The following is a 19,821-nucleotide window of genomic DNA, read 5'->3' on the forward strand; positions in this document are numbered from 1 at the left end:
GCCATTCTATGTCTAAAAAAGTAATAAATCAAAAAACGAATTTTGACTCTGAGTTCTTAAACTCTACTGGATCTGACTTTATTTTTGATGAAAAACCAATCAATAGACTAAAAAATACTAGTAATGATTTAAAAAAAGATCTGAGTATTCAAAAAATAGATAAAGTTAAAGAGCTTGAGAATCTTAAAGAACAAATAAACTCAATTAGTGATTGTAACTTAAAGAATAATTCAAAAAAAATAATTTTAGGAGATGGGAATATTAATAGCTCAATAATGATAATTGGTGAAGCCCCAGGCATTGAAGAAGATAACGCCGGATTAACTTTTATGGGTGAAGTAGGAGATCTTTTAAAAAAAATGCTGATTGCAATAAACATTAAAAAACAAAATATTTACGCAACTTATGCTGTAAACTTTAGACCTCCTGAGGATCGAAAACCTAATTCTACAGAAATTAAAAGATATTCCCAATTTTTACAAAAACATATTTCAATAATAAATCCTAAAATAATAATTCTTATGGGTAGTACTGCTATGGAATCTTTAACAGGTTTAAATAGTAAAATTTCTATTGAGCGAGGAAATTGGAAGGAAGTAATTATCAAAAATACAAGTTACAACGTTATCATAACTTTTAATCCCTCTTATCTTTTAAGAGCTCCTGAAAATAAAAAACATTCATGGGATGACTTAAAAAAGATTAAACAAAAAATCTTAGATCTAAAACTATCCATTTAATGAAAATTTTAGCAGGTGTTGATGAAGTTGGCAGAGGAAGTTTAATCGGGCCTGTTTATGCAGCAGCTATCATATTAAATAATTCTATTGATAAAAAATTATTGAAAGATTCAAAAACTCTAACAAAGGACAAAAGAGAAGAGTTTGAAAAATATATTAAAAAAAATTCTATATGGGCTATAGGCCAGGCATCGACTAAAGAAATTGAAAAAATTAATATATTGCAGGCAAGTTTACTTGCAATGAAAAGAGCTATTCTTAAATTGAAAACAAAACCTTCACTTGTTTTAATTGATGGCAACAAACTGCCTGATCTTAAAAACTATAAATTAAAATATGTAATTAAAGGAGATCAAAAAATTCCAAGCATTTCTGCTGCATCAATTGTTGCAAAAGTCAGTAGAGATAAATTTATTACAAAACTTTCAAAAGAGTTTAATAATTATGGATGGGATACAAACTCTGGTTATGGAACCAAAGAACATTTAAACGCAATTAAGAAATTTGGTATTACTAAATATCATCGAAAAACTTTCTCACCTATTTGTGATCTTTTATAATTTTCACGTGTAACAGCACAACATCTAGTTCTCTTAAAAATTCAGACACAATTTGAATCTAGTTATTTCAATCTCAGGTTGACGCAAGAATCCGTATGGAGTCTAATTGTTTTATACAAAATGGAAAACAATTTTAAAAATAAGATTATTAATGGTGACAGTCTTGAGGAATTAAAAAAAATTCCAAGCGAAACCTTTGATCTTGTTTTCGCTGATCCACCATACAATTTACAATTAAAAAATTCACTTACTAGACCAGACAGAAGCAAAGTCAGTGCTGTTAACGATAAATGGGATCAGTTTGAAAGCTTTAAAAAATATGATGACTTTACGGTTGCTTGGCTTTCTGAATGTAGAAGAATATTAAAAAAAGATGGAGCCATCTGGGTCATAGGAAGTTATCATAATATTTTTAGAGTAGGCACTGCAATACAAAATTTGGGTTTTTGGATTTTAAATGATGTTATCTGGAATAAGAATAACCCAATGCCTAATTTCAGAGGAACAAGGTTTACAAACGCTCATGAAACTTTAATTTGGGCTTCTAAAAGTGAGAAGTCAAAATATACTTTTAACTATCAATCTTTGAAATGTTTAAATGACGATCTTCAAATGAGATCTAATTGGAATTTACCTATTTGTAATGGTGCAGAAAGACTTAAAAAAAATGGTAAAAAAGTTCACTCTACTCAAAAACCAGAATCTTTATTACATAGAGTTTTATTGGCATCATCAAACAAGGACGATTTAATTCTAGACCCATTCTTAGGATCTGGAACAACTGCAACGGTTGCAAAAAAATTAGGTAGAAAATATTATGGTATAGAGAAAGAGAAGACTTATTTTAAAGCAGCAGAAGAAAGGTTAAAAAATACAAAACCTTTAGAGGATAATTTCTTAGACACTTTAAAAAATAATCGATCTAAGCCTAGAATACCTTTTGGATCACTAGTAGAGCTTGGAATAATAAAGCCTGGAACAAGTATTTTTGATCAAAAGAAAAAAATAGTTGCTAAGATTATGGCAGATGGAAGTATCAAGCATAATCAAGCTGAAGGATCAATTCATAAAGTTGCAGCAACAATACTTGGTTCTGAAAGCTGTAATGGATGGACTTATTGGCATTGTACAGTGAATGGTGTTTCTGTGCCAATTGATAATTTAAGACAAAGATTAATTTCTAAAAATTAGTCTTTATAAATTTTACCAAGATAACTGTTAATAAATTTTTCATTTTTAACTAATTTTTTTATTACTAAATTTCTAATCCAAATTATTAATGGATTAGATAAATGAAAAGCAAAATAATTGAGTTTTGATTTCATATCAATCATCCTTACTCTTTTAATTCTTTCAGAGTTAAATTGAGTGTTTTCATTTTCTAAATTTTTATAAAGTTCATTGGCAACCTCTATTGATTGAGAGGCGCCTTGAGCAAAGGTTGGGGGTAAAGCAAAAAAGGCATCTCCAATGATAAAAGTATCTTTATTTTTTGGTTCATTGACATCAGAACTCACAAATATTGGAAAACATTTAATACTTTTTAGATTGTTCATTGTTTCGGTGGGTACTTGCTTTGATATTTCAGATATAATAGATGCAGCAAAATCCTTGTTCTCAAATAAAGAATAATCAGATAACTCTTTAGTGCTAAGCTTTTTTCTAAAAATGGTAATAAAATTAAACTGTCCTTTGCTATTAACTGGATAAAGAACTGAGTGTAAATTAGACCCTAAAAACAAAGATATATTCTGTGGGTTAATGCCCTTAAGGGCATCCTGGTCAATTGTTGCTCTTAAGGCAATAGAGTTAAAATACTTTGGCTTAGTTTCTTTATTGGCAATTAATGATTTTGTTTTTGAAAAAGTTCCATCGGAGATAATTAAGTAATCACATTTAACAGATAAACCATCCTCAAAAGAAACTTCTTTACTTTCTGCTTCTTCATTAATTTTTATAACTTTTTTATTATAATGAATAATATTTTCATGAAGCCCATCTTTTAAGAAATTAATTAAAGTAGAGCGTTGTAAGGTAGTATATTTTGTATCTGTGCTGTTAAACATGGATATATCTAAATCACATATTTTTTTATTATTTTTTAAAGAATAAAAATCTAGTTTATTGGGGTGAAATTTATCTTCTATCCTGATTTTTTGAAAATTTATTTGATTTAACAGTTTGATGCTATTAACTGAAAGTTGAATTCCATATCCTTTTTCCAAATTAACAGAAGCATTTTTCTCATAAATTGTGACTTGATAATTAGAGTTTTGACTTAAAAGATTTGCAATATACAGACCTGAAATACCGGCTCCTATTATTGCTATATTTTTCATTAAATCTTTTTTAAATAATTAAAAATTTTTTTAGTAAATGTGGGCAAAGTATAATCTTCAAGCTTAGAGCTATCAATCCAAGAAGAGTTAGAAATTTCACCTTTTAACTTGGAAAACTTGATTATTACATTCATATTCATATTGGATATCTTGAAGTTTAAAGCTTTTGCTAAATTATCAGGTTTGGATATTTGCTTCATGGGAAATATTTGCAAATTCTTTAAAAAATTAAATTTAGTATTTTTGATTAACAAAAATTTATTTTTTTTTTTATAAACTTCTAATAAATAAAATTTATCAATCTTCTTTTTTCTTTCTTTTATTATTTCAAAATCTTTTTTTTTAAAAGACTTACAATTTTTAATTAAAGGGCATTGGTGACATAAGGGATTTTTAGGTCGACAAATCAATGCGCCTAGCTCCATTAGTGCTTGAGCATAATCGCTTGCTCTAGTTGAATTACCTAATATTTTTTTATTCTTAACAAGATTATCTTTTGTAATTTCTTTGGGTAATTTTAAATTTAATAATCTTTTAATTACTCTTTCAATATTTCCATCTAAGGGAATAAATGGCTTGTTAAAGGCAATTGCCATTATTGCATTAGAGGTATAGTCACCTATTCCAGGTAATAATTTTAATTCATCAATCGTGTTTGGTAACCTTCTATTAAAATTTTTTTCTAATATTTGTGCAGTCTTTTTTAAGTTTTTTACTCTTGAATAATAACCAAGGCCCTCCCAATATTTTAAAAGCTTATGTTCCTTAATTTTTGATAGAGATTTAATATCTGGAATATCTTTTATAAAATTATTAAAGTATGGAATCACAGTTGCAACCTGCGTTTGCTGTAACATAAATTCACTTACTAACGTGTAATATTCTCGTTTAACTTGTGATAACTCTTTTCTCCATGGGAGTGATCTTTTATTATTATCGTACCAATAAAGAATTTTTTTTGTTAGTATGGATTTGGTCATATGCAATTTAAAAATAATACTAAGCAGAGGTTTAAAACTATTCAAGGCTTAAGGTCTTTTAAAGACACTTTGCCAAAAAACATTAAAAAAATAATCAAAAAAAAGGGTCATATATTTTCTGAAACACTTAATAACTGGAAGTACATAGTTGGAGATGATCTTTTTCAAATATGCTATCCCAAATCCTTTAAAAATTCGAATAAATTTGGAGTAAGCACTCTTCAAATAATGGTAAAGAGAGGACATGAGATTGATTTAGAGTATTCTAAAAAAGTAATAATGGATAAAATGAATAGTTTTTTTGGCTATGCCGTTGTTGAGAAATTGAAATTCATAAGCTTTGATGACGCCCAAACAAAGTTCAAAAAATTAGACACTAATGAAAATCATGTGACAAATATTAAATATGCAGATAGGATAAATAGTATTAAGAATGATAAAATTAAAAAATCATTACTTGAATTAACAAAACTATTTAAACAACGATGAAAAAATTCACCTCAACATTATTTATAATATTTTTAATCTTCTCCGCTAAAGCGCTTGCTGCAGATAATGATATGGTCAAAAGAATTTCTGAAGGAGAAGAAAGTGCTAAAATAACAATAATTGCATACGAGTCATTGACTTGTGGCCACTGTGCAAATTTTCATAAAGATGTATTACCTGAACTGAAAAAAGACTTCATTGATAAAGGATTAGTAAAAATAGAATTTAGACATTTTCCATTAGATTTAGCAGCTTTTAATGCATCAAAAATTGCTCAGTGTAATAACGATGGTAATTCAAATATTTTGCATATTTTATACTCTGGGCAAAAAAAATGGGCTAGAGGAAAAACTCCAGAAGAAGCAACGGGTTATTTAAAAAAATTCTTAGAAAGTGAAAGTGTAAACTTAGATTTTGAAAAATGCTTAAGTGATAAAGCTATAGAAGATTTTGTTTTAAATGATCGAATCGATGGGGTAAAAAAATTTGAAGTTAATGCTACTCCTACGATAATAATTAATGATAAAAAGTTTGATAAAGCCCTAAATTATAAGAATTTAAAAAAATATCTGGAAAAACTGATATAAGTTAGTCCATGGAGTTTAAAAAAATCCAATTAAACGGATTTAAATCATTTGCTGAAAAAACAAATTTTCTTATAGAACATGGCTTAACCGGCATTGTTGGTCCAAACGGTTGTGGGAAATCTAATATTGTAGAATCCTTAAGGTGGGTTATGGGTGAAACCTCAGCTAAAAGTATGCGTGGCTCAGGTATGGAAGATGTTATCTTTAATGGTACATCGAATAAGTCTTCTAAAAACATAGCAGAAGTTTCTATTAGTGTAGATAATGCAAGTCATGATGGTCCAATGCAATATAAAGATTTAGATCATATTGAAGTTAGAAGAAAGATTGAAAAAGATAAGGGTTCAAAATTTTATATAAATGACAAAGAAGTTAGAGCTAGAGACGCTCAAATGTTTTTTGCAGATTTATCTACGGGCGCTCATTCACCATCAATGATTAGTCAGGGACGAATTGGAGCTTTAGTAACTGCTAAGCCTACTGACAGGCGTGCAATCTTGGAGGAAGCAGCTAATATTTCAGGGTTACATGTGAGAAGGCATGAGGCTGAACTTAGATTAAATGCTGCAGAGACAAACTTAAAAAGAGCTGATGAATTAAGAAGACAACAAGAAAAACAATTAGCAAACCTTCAGAAACAAGCTGAAGAGGCAACGAAATATAAACTTATATCTGAAGAAATAAAAAAAATTGAAGCAGGGCTATATTATTTAAAATTATTAGACATTGATAATGAGATTAGAATAGAAAATGAAATTAACAATGAAGCCGAAGGAGAGGTAAGTAACTTCAATCAACAGATTGCTCAATTTGAAAATTTAATTAAAACTGAAACAGATAAAGTTTCTCCCTTAAGAGAAAAAAATATAGAAAATCTATCCAAAATTCAAAGATTGAATTTAGAGCTACAAAATTTAGATGAAGAAAATGTTAGAACTCAAGATGAAATTGAAAATATTAAAAAATCCCTAAAAACTATCGAGGAAGATATAGATAGAGAAAAAGGGATTGTAATTGATGCTAACTCAAATGAAAGACGCCTAAAAGAAGAGAAAGCTGAATTAATAGAAATAGATTCTAAATATTTTGAAACAGAAAAATTATCAAACGAAGATCTTGAGAAGGCAAAAAACCTATTAAAAGATGAACAAAAATCTGTTGATGAAATTATAAATATTTTTGCTGATGGAAATATAAATATTGCTATTGGGCCAATTAAAAATGTTAAAAATACAATCACCAGAGCTAAAGAATTGATTAATAACAATGAAATTAATCAAGCACTTACTTTACTTGATAGATGTCAAATTGAAATAGATGGTTTTTTAGATAATCTTGAAGATGAAGAGAGTAAGAAAAAGCTTTCTAATATTAATGAAAAAAATGAAAATATAAAATTATTGCAAGAAAAATATGCTGATAGTTTTAGTAAAAATCAATCAATAAAAAAAGAGTCTGTAAAAAGAAATGAAAGAATTAAAGCTATAGAATCAGAAGTTGAAAGTTGGAAAAACTTACTCTCTAATTCTGAAAAAATGGTTTCTGAGCTAACTGAAAGAAAAAATAAATTACTATCACAGTTAAATGAGCGTGATCAACAACCCAAAGCCCAAGCAGAAAGAAAAGGACAAATTACTGAGGGTCTAAGAATTTCACAAAATGAAAAAATTGAAAATGAAAAAATAATTGAAGAAACAGATAAAAAGATAAACTCTTTAAGACTTGAGTTAAATGACGTTCAAGAAAGATCTATTCAAATAAGAGAAAGAAAAGCAAGCTCAGGAGCAACTGTCGAAGGTTTAAAAAAACGTAAAGAAGATCTGTTAGAAAGAGTTAGTTCTGAACTTAATCTTGAAGAAAATGATATTCTAGAAAATTCTAATTTAAATGGTGTTGAAGAGCTACCTGACTCTGTTGCGCAAGAAGATGCTTTAGATAAAAAAAAAAATGAAAGAGAAAAATTAGGATCAGTTAACCTTAGAGCTGATGAAGAAACCAGTAAATATGAAATAGAAATTAAAAAGATGGAACAAGATAGAGAAGATCTTGTATCTGCTATTATAAAATTAAAAGAAAGTATTAATGAATTAAATCAAAAAGGAAGAGAAAGACTATTAGAAGCTTTTGAAAAAGTTAATAGAAAATTTAATGAGGTTTATACAAAACTATTTAACGGTGGAAATGCAAAACTAGAGTTAGTAGACTCTGATGACCCACTTGAAGCTGGTTTAGAAATGCTGGTAAGTCCTCCTGGTAAAAGACTTCAGTCTATAACTTTATTATCTGGTGGTGAACAAGCTTTAACAGCCTTGTCTCTTATTTTTGCAGTGTTCCTTACTAACCCATCTCCAATCTGTGTTTTAGATGAGGTTGATGCTCCACTAGATGATGCTAACGTAACAAGATTTTGTGGACTTCTTGATGATTTAACTAAAATAACTGACACTAAATTTATTATCGTAACTCACCATGCTCTAACTATGTCAAAAATGGATAGACTTTATGGAGTTACAATGCCTGAAAAAGGTATTAGCCAACTTGTTGCTGTTGATTTACAAAAAGCAGAGAGCATGGTTGCTTAATAATTTGAATGCCAAAAGATAGCCTTAAAACTCGCTTGGAGATTGCAAAAAATAAGCTTTCTAAGAAAAATCTGTATAAAAATGAAGAGGCACCCTCTTCTATTGGAACTGCCTTTAAATTAAGTACAGAATTAGTGTCCGCAGTGGCAGTTGGGACAATTATAGGGTTTATTTTAGACAAGACCTTTGGTACTAAGCCCTGGTTAATATTAATATTTTTTTTTGTAGGTGTTGTTGCTGGAATTATAAACGTATTCAGATCTGCAAAAAATATGCAAAAATAGATTTAAAAAATTATGGCTACAAACCCGATGAACCAATTCGAAGTTTATAGAATTGGACCAGAAATTAAATTAGGCGCAATAGATATTTCTTTCACAAATGCAAGCTTGTTTATGGTGATTAGTTCTCTTGCAATCTTATTAATTTTTAATTTAGGGTCAAAAAAAAATTCTTTACTACCAAGCAAGATGCAACTTCTTTCTGAATTAAGTTATACTTTTGTTTCCAAAATGATAAGTGATACCGCAGGATCAAAAGCAAAACCCTACTTTGCGTTTATCTTCTCAATATTTATGTTTGTGCTATTTTGTAATATGTTTGGGATGATCCCTTATGCCTTTACAGTAACTAGCCATATCATTGTTACTTTTATCTTGGCTTCATTTATTTTTGTGGGGGTAACAATTATTGGATTTATGAAACATGGATTAGGATATTTAAAACTATTTGTACCTAGCGGAGTACCTGCAGTACTATTACCACTAATAGTTGTTATAGAAATAATTTCTTACTTAAGTAGACCGGTTAGTCTTTCAGTTCGTTTATTTGCAAACATGATGGCTGGTCATACAATGATGAAAGTTTTCGGAGGCTTTGTAATAAGCCTTGGAATAGTTGGTGGATGGCTTCCACTGAGTTTTTCGGTTGCATTAACTGGCTTGGAAATACTAGTTGCTTTTCTTCAAGCATATGTTTTCGCAATCTTAACCTGCATCTACTTGAATGATGCATTAAATTTACACCATTAACTAACATAAGGAGGATATAATGGAATTAGAAGCAGCAAAAATGATCGGAGCAGGACTAGCAGCAATAGCTCTAGCAGGTGCCGGTGTTGGGATCGGAATTATCTTTGGTAATTACCTTTCTGGTGCGATGAGGAACCCATCTGCAGCTCAAAAACAATTTCCTAATCTTTTATTAGGTTTTGCTTTAGCTGAAGCAACTGGCCTATTTGGATTAGTTGTAGCGTTAATTATTTTATTTGCATTTTAAATTTAATGATTAAAAAAATATTTTTTCAGTCGATATTTTTAAGCTTCCTGTTTTTTATGGAAGCTTTTGCAGCTGAAAGCGGTGGAATGCCTCAATTAAATCCAGAGTTTTGGGTTTCTCAAATTTTTTGGTTAATTATTACTTTTGGAATTTTATATGTTGTTTTATCTAAACTTATACTTCCAAAAATAAGTGCCAATCTAGAAACTAGAAAATCTCAAATTTTAGAAAATATTGAGGCTGCGGAAAAGCAAAGAGAAGAAAGTGAACAAAAAATTGAAGAATACGAAAAGATAGTACAATCGAGCAAGAATGAAGCAAAAAACTACTTTAAACAAGCTAGAGAAAAAGTACTGAAAGATATTGGTGTAAAGAAGGAAATACTGGAAAAAGAGCTTGATGAAGAAGTTAATAAAGCTGAGATTGAGATAAAAACTTTTAGAGATAATGCACCAGAAAAAATCAAAAAAATTGCTGTAGAGACCTCTTCGGACTTACTGCAGGAACTAATAGGAGCTGAAGTTAACAGTAGTAGTATTTCTGCAATAGTAGAAGATCTTTCAAGAAAAAAAATGGATGAATATTATGGTAATTGATGCAACTTTTTGGGTAGCTATATCCTTTTTAATATTTATTGGAGCTTTAGTTTATTTAAAAATACCTCAAAAGATTAATGAACTTTTAAATAAGCTTATCCTTGATATTAAAAATGAAATAGATGAAAGTGAAAAACTAAGGCAAGAGGCAAAGGTTTTATTAGATAACGCTCAAAATAAACTTGATACCGCACAAACTGTGAGCAATGATATTTTACAACAAGCCAAAAAAGATAGCGATCATCTTATAATCGAAATGAATGATAAATTTCATAAATCTTCAGAAATTAAAAAAAGTTTAGCAGAAAATAAAATTTCACAAATGAAAGAAGCTGCACTTAAAGAAATAAAAGATGTTTCAATTAAAATTGCTGTTGATTCTGTTAAAAAAATTATTAACACATCTGTTGATAAATCAAAACTTGATGGTCTTTTTGAAAAAAACCTTGAAGAAACAAAAATAGCTTTAAAAAAAATAAGCTCATAATTACCTTACAATTTTTTAAAAAAACTATAAATTAACCCAATGAAATCTATTGTCATTGGTTCTGGATTTGGTGGTATAGCTGCAGCATTAAGATTAAGAGCCAAAAATCATAAAGTAACTTTAATAGAAAAACACCCTGATTTAGGGGGAAGAGCTAGAGTGTTTAAAAAAAATGGTTTTACTTTTGACGCTGGTCCAACAGTTATTACCGCACCCTATCTAATTGAAGAGCTTTTCACTTTATTTAATAAGAAGTCTCAAGATTACATAAAACTCACTCCCTTAAAAATTTGGTATAGATTTATTTATGAGGATGGAGGTGTATTTGATTATTCTGGAAATGAAGATCAAATGAAAAAACAAATTGAAAAAATAAATAAAGAAGATGTTAAAGGCTATGAACAACTTGTAAAATTTACAAAAAAAATATTTGATAAAGGCTTCACAGAACTGGCTGATGTGCCATTTGATAAACCTCTTGTGATGATGAAGCAATTACCTTCTTTACTAAAGCTTAAAAGCTATAAATCAGTTTATTCATTAGTTTCTTCATATATAAAAAATGAAAAATTAAGACGTATGCTAAGTATGCATCCTCTTTTAGTTGGTGGAAACCCTTTTACAACAACTTCTATATATGGATTAATTCTATATCTAGAAAAAAAATGGGGCATTCATTACTCAATGGGTGGAACTGGTAACATAATTAATGGCTTAGAAAAATTAATGATTGAACAAGAAATTGAAGTGATCAAAGGACATGAGGTTACTAAGATAATTTCTGATAATGGGAAAATTAGTGGAGTAAAATTGGATAATCAGAAAGAAATGCTTTCGAATAATGTGATATGTAATGCTGATCCTCCTGCCGTATATGAAAAACTTCTAAGTCTAAATAAAACAAGCCCTCTATTTAAATGGAAACAAAATCGAATGCAGTATTCTATGGGTCTATTTGTTTACTACTTTGGAACAAAAAAAACATACCCAGATGTAGAGCACCATACAATAAAATTTGGTGAAAAATATAAAGAACATCTGAGTGACATTTTTGATAATAAAAAATTAAATGATGACATAAGTTATTACCTGCATAGACCATCAGCTACAGATAAATCAATGGCTCCAGAGGGAAATGATTGTTTTTATGTTCTAGTTCCCGTTCCAAACAATCAATCCAAAATAGATTGGAAAATTGAAGGTGAAAAAATGAAAAATTTAGTAATAGATAAGATGGAAAAAGCACTGCTACCAAATCTTAGAGAAAATATTATTGAAGATTTCTACTTAACGCCAGATTATTTTGAAAATGAATTGAATACCAAATTTGGATCAGGTTTTTCGATTCAGCCAAAATTTACTCAATCTGCATATTTTAGATTTCATAATAAATCAGAAATTTATGATGGATTATACTTTGTTGGAGCAGGAACGCACCCAGGTGCAGGGGTTCCAGGTGTGCTCTCTTCAGCAAAAGTTTTAGATAAAATATTATAATGTCAAAAAACAATTATTTATCTATTTATGCCAAGTCTTTTAACTGGGCAGGTTTTTTTTTACCAAAAAATATTTATGAAAAATGTTCATCTCTTTATGATTTTTGTCGAACAATAGATGATATTGCTGATGATAAAAATGAACTAAATATTAAAAAGAAAAATTTACTAATCTTTAAGAATAATTTTATAAATAAAAATTTTGATAATTTGATAATAAAAAATATGTGGATCCTTATGGAGGAAAATAAAATTTCAATCAAGATTGTTGAAGATTTATTTGATGGTATTGAGTCTGATTTAAATGAAGTAGTAAAATTTAACAAAAAACAAGAATTGTTAATATACTCTTATAGGGTTGCTGGTACTGTAGGCTTAATGATGGCAAAAATTTTAGGTGTACAAAATAAAAACTCCATGAAATCAGCAATAGATCTTGGTATTGCAATGCAATTAACAAATATTTCAAGAGATGTAATTGAGGATATGAATAATAATAGATTTTATATTAATCATGACTTCGAGACTATAAAGAATACATTAAGTATGGCTGATTTGTTCTACGAAAGCTCCTTTGCCTCTATAAAAGAAATTCCTTTTAGGTTTAGGTTTGCAATACTTGTTGCTAGAAGAATTTATAGAAAAATTGGTGCTAAAATTTTACATAAAGAAAATATATACAATTATAATAGAAGTGGAAAAATCTATGTAGCTAATTTAGGTAAGTTGTACCAAACATTTCTATCTATATTAGACTTGATAAAACTCATATTTATAAATGAAAAAAACCACCTTAGAAATAAAGAGCATCTTTTAATCAATGAAGAAATAGATTTAAATGAAAGAATTTGATTATATCATAATTGGAGGTGGATGTGCGGGATTGTCACTTGCGTATGAGCTCGACCTACATAACAAACTAAAAGATGCAACTTTAGCAATCATAGAGCCACGATTAGAATACAAAAGAGATAAGACTTGGTCTTATTGGAAGACTATAGATCATAACTTTCAAGATTGTGTTCAGAAAAGTTGGAATAATTTTTCAATAAATATACCTGGAAAAACAAAATTTTTAGAGTGTAACGGATTACCTTATGAAGCTATAGATAGTGGTTTATTTTATGAAAAAATAAATACACGATTAAAAAAAAATAAAAATATTAGCTTTTACAAAAATACTAATGAAATAGACCTAAATAGTGCTTTTATCTTTAATAGCGTTCCCCTACTGGACTCTAAAGAGGATAAGCTCTGGCAACATTTTAAAGGTATTGAGATTGAAACTAAAAAAAACGTATTTGATGATGAAATTTTCAATTTGATGGATTTTGATTGTGATCAACGTGATAGTGTTCATTTTTTTTACACATTACCTTACACAAAAAATAAAGCTTTAATTGAAACTACTTGGTTATCTAAGATAAAAAATGATTCTTTAAAAGATTATGATGAACAATTAAAAAATTATATAAGAAATCATCTTAATATCAGAGATTATAAGGTTAACTATAGCGAAGTAGGTGCAATCCCATTATTTCATCCCACAGTTTCTAATGAAAGAAATAAAATGAATATAGGTACTGCTGGGGGAATGACTCGATTGAGTACTGGTTATACCTTTTTAAATATACAAGAGCACAGCAAATACATAAGAAAAAATATTCACACTATCAAAGAGAGTAAAAGATATGAAATTAATAAAAAATATAAATTTTTGGACAAAATATTTTTAAGAGTTCTTAATTACCATCCTGAAAAAATGGCAAATATATTTTTTGATATGTTTAGTAATCCGCCTGAGACAATTATTAAATTTTTGTCCAATAAAAGTAGTTTATTACAAGATTTATTTATAATATTCAAAATGCCTAAATGGCTTTTTATCAAAATATTTTTTAAAAATGATAAATAATCAAATTAAAAAAATTAATTTCTTTCATTCTATTATTTTTTTATTTTTTTCTACTTCACTTGCTCTTATTTTTGATCAATTTAAAAGTCTGTCTATATCTCCAATTATTTGTCTATTACTAATCCTATCAATTGGAATCTCACATGGTGCATTGGACAATCAAAAAGGTAAAGCACTGATAAAATTATATAATATTAATAATATTTATTATTTTTATTTAATTTATTTAATAATTGCTGCTACTATAATTGCTATTTGGCTGCTTGCGCCAACTTTATCACTGATTATTTTTTTAGTTGTTGCTGCCTATCATTTTGGTAAAGAAGATACAGAATTTCTAATAACTAAAAAATCTAACATAAATATAATTCTTTATTTTCTAAAAGGGATATTAATTATTATTACACCCTTAATGTTTCATTTTGTTGAGACAATCAATATTTTTAAATTATTATTAATACAAAATGAAAGTTTTTATTTATTTTTAAATTTTATAGAAAATAATTATATAATTTCTTTTATTTTTTTAATCTCCTTACTCACAAATATTTATTTTTTTTTAAAAGGTTTCAAACTAGTTAACTTATTAATATTTTTTGACTTCACTTCAATTTTAATTTTAAATTACTTCTTTGCACCTTTGGTAGCCTTCACATTATATTTTTGCTTTTTGCATTCTTTTAGGCACTCTCTCTCATTAATTACTGAATTAGATAAATATAATTTTAAAAATGGGCTATTAATTTTTATCAAAAAAGCTGCGCCCTTGACGATTTTGACTGCTATTTTCTATTTGTTAAGCTTATATTATCTTTCAAATCACTATCTAGTAAACGAGGCAATATATAAAGTTATATTTATTGGTTTGGCGTCCTTAACCTTTCCACATATATTGCTTGAATACTTTCTAGAAAAAAATGAAAAATAAAGAAATTAAAATATTATTATCAGCACCACGTGGCTTTTGTGCTGGTGTTGAGCGAGCTATAGAAATTGTCAAAAAAAGTATTACAAAATATGGAGCTCCAGTTTATGTGCGTCATGAAATAGTTCATAACAAATATGTTGTGGATAGTCTTAAGGCAATTGGTGCAATATTTGTAGAAGAACTTGATGAGATTAAAGATAAAAGTAGGCCTGTAATATTTTCTGCTCATGGTGTTCCAAAGTCAGTACCACAACAAGCAAATGGCTATAAAATGGAATATATAGATGCTACTTGTCCACTTGTATCCAAAGTACATAGAGAAGCAGAAAATCTTTATAAAGCTGGATACCATATTGTCCTTATAGGACATATTAATCATCCCGAAGTTATAGGAACTATGGGGCAATTGCCTGAGGGCTCAATTGATTTAATTCAGGATGAACATGATGTTGAGACTTATGAACTAGATGATAATAAAAAAATTGCTTATGTTACCCAGACAACGCTCTCAGTTGATGACACAAAAAATATAATTAAAACTTTAAAAAAAAAGTTTCCTAAAATTAAAGAACCATTTAAAGAGGATATTTGTTACGCAACTACTAATCGTCAATCTGCTGTAAAAAATATAGCAAAAAAATGTGACATGTTTTTTGTTTTAGGAAGTAGAAATTCTTCAAATTCTGTGCGTCTAGTTGAGGTAGCTGAACAATCAGGGTGTCCTCATTCTGAATTGATGCACTCCGATAGTGAAATTCCATTTGAAAAATTAGAAAATTGTAAAGTTATTGGTATTTCCTCTGGAGCTTCTGCACCAGAAATTTTAGTTGAAAACTTTATTAACGAAATTAAAAGTAAATTTAAAGTAAAAATCGAAATAGTTGAGATCATAAAAGAAAACATTGTATTTAAAGTTCCAGGAAAATTGAATTAAATGGCTGTATACACGAAGTTAATTAAAAAAGATATTTCATCATTAATTAACAATTATCAAATTAATAAAATAGAAAAATTCAAAGGTATAAAAAAAGGAATTGAAAATACAAATTATTTATTAAAAACAAAACAGAATAAATTTATTCTAACAATTTTTGAAAAGCGGGTTAAAAAAAAGGATCTACCTTTTTTTATGAATTTAATGGAGAAGTTAAATCATAAAAAAATTATTTGTCCTAAACCTTTAAGAACTAAAAAAGGAACGCATATAACCAATATTAAAACAAAATCAGCCTGTATTGTAACTTTTTTAGAAGGCAAAGATAAAAAAATCCTTAACAATAAAAACTGTTTTGATGTGGGAAAAAATATTGCAAAATTTCATAAAGTTACTACAAAATTAAAATTATATAGGCAAAATTCTATGTCGATACATAGACTTAATGGTTTGTTGAAAACTATAAAATTTAAATCTAATCAAATTACACCTAATCTTAAAAACACGCTCAACCTGTGTCTAAAAGATATCAAAAATAAATGGCCCAAAAATCTACCTCAAGGAATTATTCATGGTGATCTTTTTATAGATAATATTTTTTTTAATAAAAATAAATTTTCAGGTTTTATTGATTTTTATTTTTCATCTAATGACTATTTGATATATGAAATTGCAATCTGCATTAATGCTTTATGCTTTGATAAAAAAAAAATAAGTTTGTAATGAATAGTAGTAAAATTAAAAACTTAATTAATGGATATGAAAGTATAAGAACTTTATCTAAAAAAGAAAAAGATGCACTAAATGTAATGTGTAGAGGTGCTGCATTACGATATCTTTTAACAAGGATATATGATTATTTTAACACTCCAAAAACTGCTTTGATTAAAATAAAAGACCCTATGGAATATCTACAAAAATTAATTATTCACAATAATCTTAGTCACTATAAAGATTATTATAAGTAATGATTAAAATTTATACAGATGGATCATGTTTAAATAACCCCGGTAATGGCGGTTGGGCTGCAATTATAAACCAAAATGGTGAAGTCAAAGAAATTAGTGGGAGCGTAAAAGACACTACTAATAATAAAATGGAATTGATGGCTCCTATTATGGCTCTAAAACAAATTAAACAAAATGATCAAATTGAAATCTATACAGACTCACAATATGTAAGATTAGGAATTACTGAATGGGTGCATAAATGGATAAAAAATAATTGGCAAACCTCAAAGAAAGAACCCGTTAAGAATAAAGAACTTTGGATACAACTATACGAGCTAACAAATCAATTTGAAATAAAATGGATTTGGGTTAAAGCACATGCAGGTAATACCCTAAATGAAGAAGTAGATTTACTCGCAAAAAAAGCTGCTGAATTAAACTAAGGATAGAAAATTTTGTGCTGCTGAAACTTCACAAGCACCAGCGTCTTCCTCTTCTTGTAATTTAATAACTTTAAGATTATCAATTAACATTGTGTATCTATTAGATCTAATTCCCAATCCTCTGGCACTTTTATCTACATCTGCACCTATTGCTTTTGTAAATTCTAAGAAAGGATCTGCCATCATTATAATTTTATTTTCTACATTTTGGCTTTTCCCCCAAGAGTCCATTACAAACGGATCATTTACTGAAATACAGACGATGTAATCTATGCCTTTTTCTTTATATTTTTCATAGTTATTTACATATCCAGGCAAGTGTTTAGCTGAACAAACGGATGTATATGCTCCTGGTAAACCAAAAAGAACAATTTTTTTATCCTTATAAAATTCATGCGTATTTTTTTTAGTAGGATTGCCATCTTCCATAATAAAAAATTCTGAATTTGGTATTTTATCGTTCTCTTTTAATTTCATTGTAATTTTTCCTTAATATATTTTTGAGTTTCATTTATATTATTTGAAATTATATCATAATTTTCTTTTTCATTCATTATATATTGTAATGCATTTGGAAGACTTGGCTTGATACCAATTGATTTATCAATTGCCTCTGGAAACTTACAGGGATGTGCTGTTGCTAAAACAATATTGTTACCTTCTATGTTAATTTTTTTTAATGCACCAAAGCCTATTGCACTGTGGGGGTCTAATATAACATTATATCTATTATGAACATCTTTAATAATATTTAAAACTTCAGTTTCACTCATATTTTCTGAAAGAAAATCTTTACTAATTTTTTGTAATTTATCTTTTGGAATAATATATTTTCCCTCTTCTTTAATTTTTTTCATAACATTGCCAGTTTCAACATCATTAAAATCATTTAAATCATAAATTAATCTTTCAAAATTACTTGCAATTTGAATGTCCATACTTGGCGAATTTGTTTCAAGCACTGTTTCAGCTTCATATTTTCCATTTGTGATTGCTCTATGCAAAATATCATTTTGATTTGTCGCTACTATAAGTTTATTTATTGGTAGACCCATTTTTTTAGAAAGATAACCAGCATAAACATCGCCAAAATTACCAGTTGGAACTGAAAAATTAACAAGCCTGTCATCCCGTATTTGAAAATATGTATAAAAATAATAAACAGCTTGTGCAATAATTCTTGCCCAATTTATTGAATTTACACCAGACATGTTTATTGAATTAGAGAATTCTTTATCTGCAAACATTGCCTTAACTAAATTTTGACAATCATCAAAATTACCATTTATAGCAATATTAAATACATTTTTTTCTTTAACTGTAGACATTATTTTTCTCTGAACCTGTGAAACTTTATTGTGTGGGTGTAGAACAAATATATTTATATTCTCTTTACCCTTAATTGCATCTATAGCAGCAGCACCAGTATCTCCTGATGTTGCAACTATAATATTAATTTGTTTACTATTTTTACTTAGATAATATTCATAAAAATTACCAAGTAACTGCATTGCTATATCCTTAAAAGCAAGTGTTGGACCATGAAATAATTCTAAAATCTTAGCATCACCAATTTTTATCAAATCTACGACGTTATCTTTTCGAAATGAAGAATATGACTTGTCTACAATTAATGAAAGCTCTGCTTCTGTCATGAAATCACCAATAAATGGGAAAATTATTTTTTTTGCTAAGTCTTGATAGTTTAAATTACTTAAAGAGTTTAATTCTTCTGTAGTGTATTTTTTTATTTTTTTTGGGATAAATAGACCACCATCATCTGCTAGTCCTTTGATAAATACCTCCTCAAAACTATACTCTTTTGAGTTATCTCTAGTGCTTATATATTTCATCTAATAATTTTTTTTTCTCAAATATAAATATATTAAAAGAATTGAAATCGCTAACGAAAACCAAGTTAATGCATATTTTTTATGATTATTTGAAATATTTGCTGTAATTGATTTTGGTTTAGGAAATTCATTATTTCCAGAAAGATAAATTACATAAGGAGAAAAATTTTTACCTGTGAACTTAAAAATATCATCTCTATCTAATGTAAACCAGTAATTTTCAGATAGATCGTTTTCAGGCTTAAACATATTGGGTTTGATTTGTTTTCTCAAAACTCCATTAATATAGTTTTCATCTATTACGTTTATAGTTTTATCTTCTTTTTTATTAAATGGTATCCAGCCTCTATTTAATAAATAGTTATTATTTCCAACTTTTAATGGGTTAATAACTTCAAAGCCCGGTTTCCCTTTTTCATTTAAGTTATAAAGATAAATTTGTTTTTCAAAATCAATTGATCCTCTAGTCTTAATTCTAAGATAATTTTTATGTTTACTATTTGATAAATTGACAGGTATGTCTTTCAGAGATGACTCTATTTGATTAATTAATTCTAATTTCCAATTAAGTCTAATAATTTGCCAACTCCCTAATGCTAGAAAGACAGAAATAAAGAAAAATACAAAAATAGAAAATAAAAATTTATATCTCAAGAGCTAAAAA

At 28.0% G+C, this 19,821-nt stretch carries 22 protein-coding genes and 1 pseudogene; 18 read left to right on the forward strand and 5 right to left on the reverse strand.

Translation table 11 applies throughout. The features are described from left to right. The first annotated feature begins 8 nt into the window (after positions 1 to 8). From AC5SMR_RS05535 to AC5SMR_RS05545, 3 genes are all read left to right on the forward strand, one after another. Complete coding sequence (locus AC5SMR_RS05535; protein ID WP_494576600.1) at positions 9 to 740, forward strand: uracil-DNA glycosylase; 732 nt, start codon at positions 9 to 11, stop codon at positions 738 to 740. After that, a complete protein-coding gene (gene rnhB, locus AC5SMR_RS05540; RefSeq protein ID WP_494576601.1) occupies positions 740 to 1,300 on the forward strand; it encodes a ribonuclease HII in 561 nt (186 codons plus the stop codon). The genes AC5SMR_RS05535 and rnhB overlap by 1 nt, the downstream gene beginning before the upstream one ends. Before the next feature lie 120 nt (positions 1,301 to 1,420). Continuing rightward, entirely contained in the window at positions 1,421 to 2,491 is a 1,071-nt protein-coding gene (locus tag AC5SMR_RS05545; RefSeq protein ID WP_006997799.1) for a site-specific DNA-methyltransferase, read from the forward strand. Here the strand turns inward: AC5SMR_RS05545 and AC5SMR_RS05550 are convergent. Continuing rightward, a complete protein-coding gene (locus AC5SMR_RS05550) occupies positions 2,488 to 3,639 on the reverse strand; it encodes an FAD-dependent monooxygenase (RefSeq protein ID WP_494576602.1) in 1,152 nt (383 codons plus the stop codon). The two genes, AC5SMR_RS05545 and AC5SMR_RS05550, sit on opposite strands and share 4 nt — an antisense overlap. Next, positions 3,639 to 4,619, reverse strand: a complete 981-nt coding sequence (locus tag AC5SMR_RS05555; protein WP_494576603.1) for an A/G-specific adenine glycosylase — start codon at positions 4,617 to 4,619, stop codon at positions 3,639 to 3,641. The genes AC5SMR_RS05550 and AC5SMR_RS05555 overlap by 1 nt, the downstream gene beginning before the upstream one ends. Here AC5SMR_RS05555 and AC5SMR_RS05560 point away from each other — a divergent pair, their 5' ends adjacent. The 15 genes and pseudogenes from AC5SMR_RS05560 to rnhA all read left to right on the forward strand — a co-directional run bounded on the left by AC5SMR_RS05560 (position 4,620) and on the right by rnhA (position 17,304). Beyond that, positions 4,620 to 5,108, forward strand: a complete 489-nt coding sequence (locus AC5SMR_RS05560) for a DciA family protein (RefSeq protein WP_018413539.1) — start codon at positions 4,620 to 4,622, stop codon at positions 5,106 to 5,108. It abuts the gene before it with no gap. Continuing rightward, positions 5,105 to 5,695: a thioredoxin domain-containing protein gene (locus AC5SMR_RS05565; protein WP_018413540.1), complete on the forward strand. Its 591-nt coding sequence runs from the start codon at positions 5,105 to 5,107 to the stop codon at positions 5,693 to 5,695. Before AC5SMR_RS05560 ends, AC5SMR_RS05565 begins: the two co-directional genes overlap by 4 nt. A gap of 8 nt (positions 5,696 to 5,703) precedes the next feature. Continuing rightward, positions 5,704 to 8,277, forward strand: a complete 2,574-nt coding sequence (locus AC5SMR_RS05570; RefSeq protein WP_494576604.1) for a chromosome segregation SMC family protein — start codon at positions 5,704 to 5,706, stop codon at positions 8,275 to 8,277. An 8-nt stretch (positions 8,278 to 8,285) separates the two neighbouring features. Further along, a complete protein-coding gene (locus tag AC5SMR_RS05575) occupies positions 8,286 to 8,561 on the forward strand; it encodes an AtpZ/AtpI family protein (protein WP_006997793.1) in 276 nt (91 codons plus the stop codon). A gap of 12 nt (positions 8,562 to 8,573) precedes the next feature. Continuing rightward, a complete protein-coding gene (locus AC5SMR_RS05580) occupies positions 8,574 to 9,308 on the forward strand; it encodes a F0F1 ATP synthase subunit A (RefSeq protein WP_006997792.1) in 735 nt (244 codons plus the stop codon). A gap of 19 nt (positions 9,309 to 9,327) precedes the next feature. Further along, positions 9,328 to 9,555, forward strand: a complete 228-nt coding sequence (locus AC5SMR_RS05585) for a F0F1 ATP synthase subunit C (protein ID WP_006997791.1) — start codon at positions 9,328 to 9,330, stop codon at positions 9,553 to 9,555. Between the two features lie 5 nt (positions 9,556 to 9,560). Continuing rightward, a complete protein-coding gene (locus AC5SMR_RS05590) occupies positions 9,561 to 10,151 on the forward strand; it encodes a F0F1 ATP synthase subunit B family protein (protein ID WP_230454319.1) in 591 nt (196 codons plus the stop codon). Then, entirely contained in the window at positions 10,132 to 10,638 is a 507-nt protein-coding gene (locus AC5SMR_RS05595; protein ID WP_006997789.1) for a F0F1 ATP synthase subunit B family protein, read from the forward strand. Before AC5SMR_RS05590 ends, AC5SMR_RS05595 begins: the two co-directional genes overlap by 20 nt. Positions 10,639 to 10,677: 39 nt before the next feature. Further along, positions 10,678 to 12,135 (forward strand): phytoene desaturase family protein, encoded by a 1,458-nt coding sequence (gene crtI / locus AC5SMR_RS05600; RefSeq protein ID WP_494576605.1) that lies wholly within the window; start codon positions 10,678 to 10,680, stop codon positions 12,133 to 12,135. Beyond that, positions 12,135 to 12,986 carry a phytoene/squalene synthase family protein gene (locus tag AC5SMR_RS05605; RefSeq protein ID WP_494576606.1) on the forward strand — a complete coding sequence of 284 codons (852 nt, stop codon included), beginning with the start codon at positions 12,135 to 12,137 and terminating at the stop codon, positions 12,984 to 12,986. Before crtI ends, AC5SMR_RS05605 begins: the two co-directional genes overlap by 1 nt. Continuing rightward, on the forward strand, positions 12,973 to 14,049 hold the full coding sequence (locus AC5SMR_RS05610; RefSeq protein ID WP_494576607.1) for a lycopene cyclase family protein: 1,077 nt from the start codon (positions 12,973 to 12,975) through the stop codon (positions 14,047 to 14,049). Before AC5SMR_RS05605 ends, AC5SMR_RS05610 begins: the two co-directional genes overlap by 14 nt. Continuing rightward, the gene (locus AC5SMR_RS05615) at positions 14,039 to 14,977 is read left to right on the forward strand and encodes a Brp/Blh family beta-carotene 15,15'-dioxygenase (protein ID WP_494576608.1); all 939 of its coding nucleotides are present in this window, start codon (positions 14,039 to 14,041) and stop codon (positions 14,975 to 14,977) included. The genes AC5SMR_RS05610 and AC5SMR_RS05615 overlap by 11 nt, the downstream gene beginning before the upstream one ends. Next, a complete protein-coding gene (gene ispH, locus AC5SMR_RS05620) occupies positions 14,967 to 15,911 on the forward strand; it encodes a 4-hydroxy-3-methylbut-2-enyl diphosphate reductase (protein ID WP_494576609.1) in 945 nt (314 codons plus the stop codon). The genes AC5SMR_RS05615 and ispH overlap by 11 nt, the downstream gene beginning before the upstream one ends. Next, a pseudogene (locus AC5SMR_RS05625) lies at positions 15,912 to 16,879 on the forward strand (homoserine kinase). After that, positions 16,879 to 17,304: a ribonuclease HI gene (gene rnhA / locus AC5SMR_RS05630; protein WP_494576610.1), complete on the forward strand. Its 426-nt coding sequence runs from the start codon at positions 16,879 to 16,881 to the stop codon at positions 17,302 to 17,304. Before AC5SMR_RS05625 ends, rnhA begins: the two are co-directional and overlap by 1 nt. Here the strand turns inward: rnhA and AC5SMR_RS05635 are convergent. From AC5SMR_RS05635 to AC5SMR_RS05645, 3 genes are read right to left on the reverse strand one after another with little or no spacing between them, the layout of a single operon-like run. Continuing rightward, positions 17,296 to 17,781 (reverse strand): peroxiredoxin, encoded by a 486-nt coding sequence (locus AC5SMR_RS05635; protein WP_494576611.1) that lies wholly within the window; start codon positions 17,779 to 17,781, stop codon positions 17,296 to 17,298. The genes rnhA and AC5SMR_RS05635 overlap by 9 nt on opposite strands. Continuing rightward, positions 17,778 to 19,157 carry a threonine synthase gene (thrC, locus tag AC5SMR_RS05640; RefSeq protein WP_494576612.1) on the reverse strand — a complete coding sequence of 460 codons (1,380 nt, stop codon included), beginning with the start codon at positions 19,155 to 19,157 and terminating at the stop codon, positions 17,778 to 17,780. Before thrC ends, AC5SMR_RS05635 begins: the two co-directional genes overlap by 4 nt. Continuing rightward, entirely contained in the window at positions 19,158 to 19,811 is a 654-nt protein-coding gene (locus AC5SMR_RS05645) for an SURF1 family protein (RefSeq protein ID WP_494576613.1), read from the reverse strand. Between the last annotated feature and the right edge of the window lie 10 nt (positions 19,812 to 19,821).

The organism is Candidatus Pelagibacter sp. PS_28, from assembly GCF_059417885.1.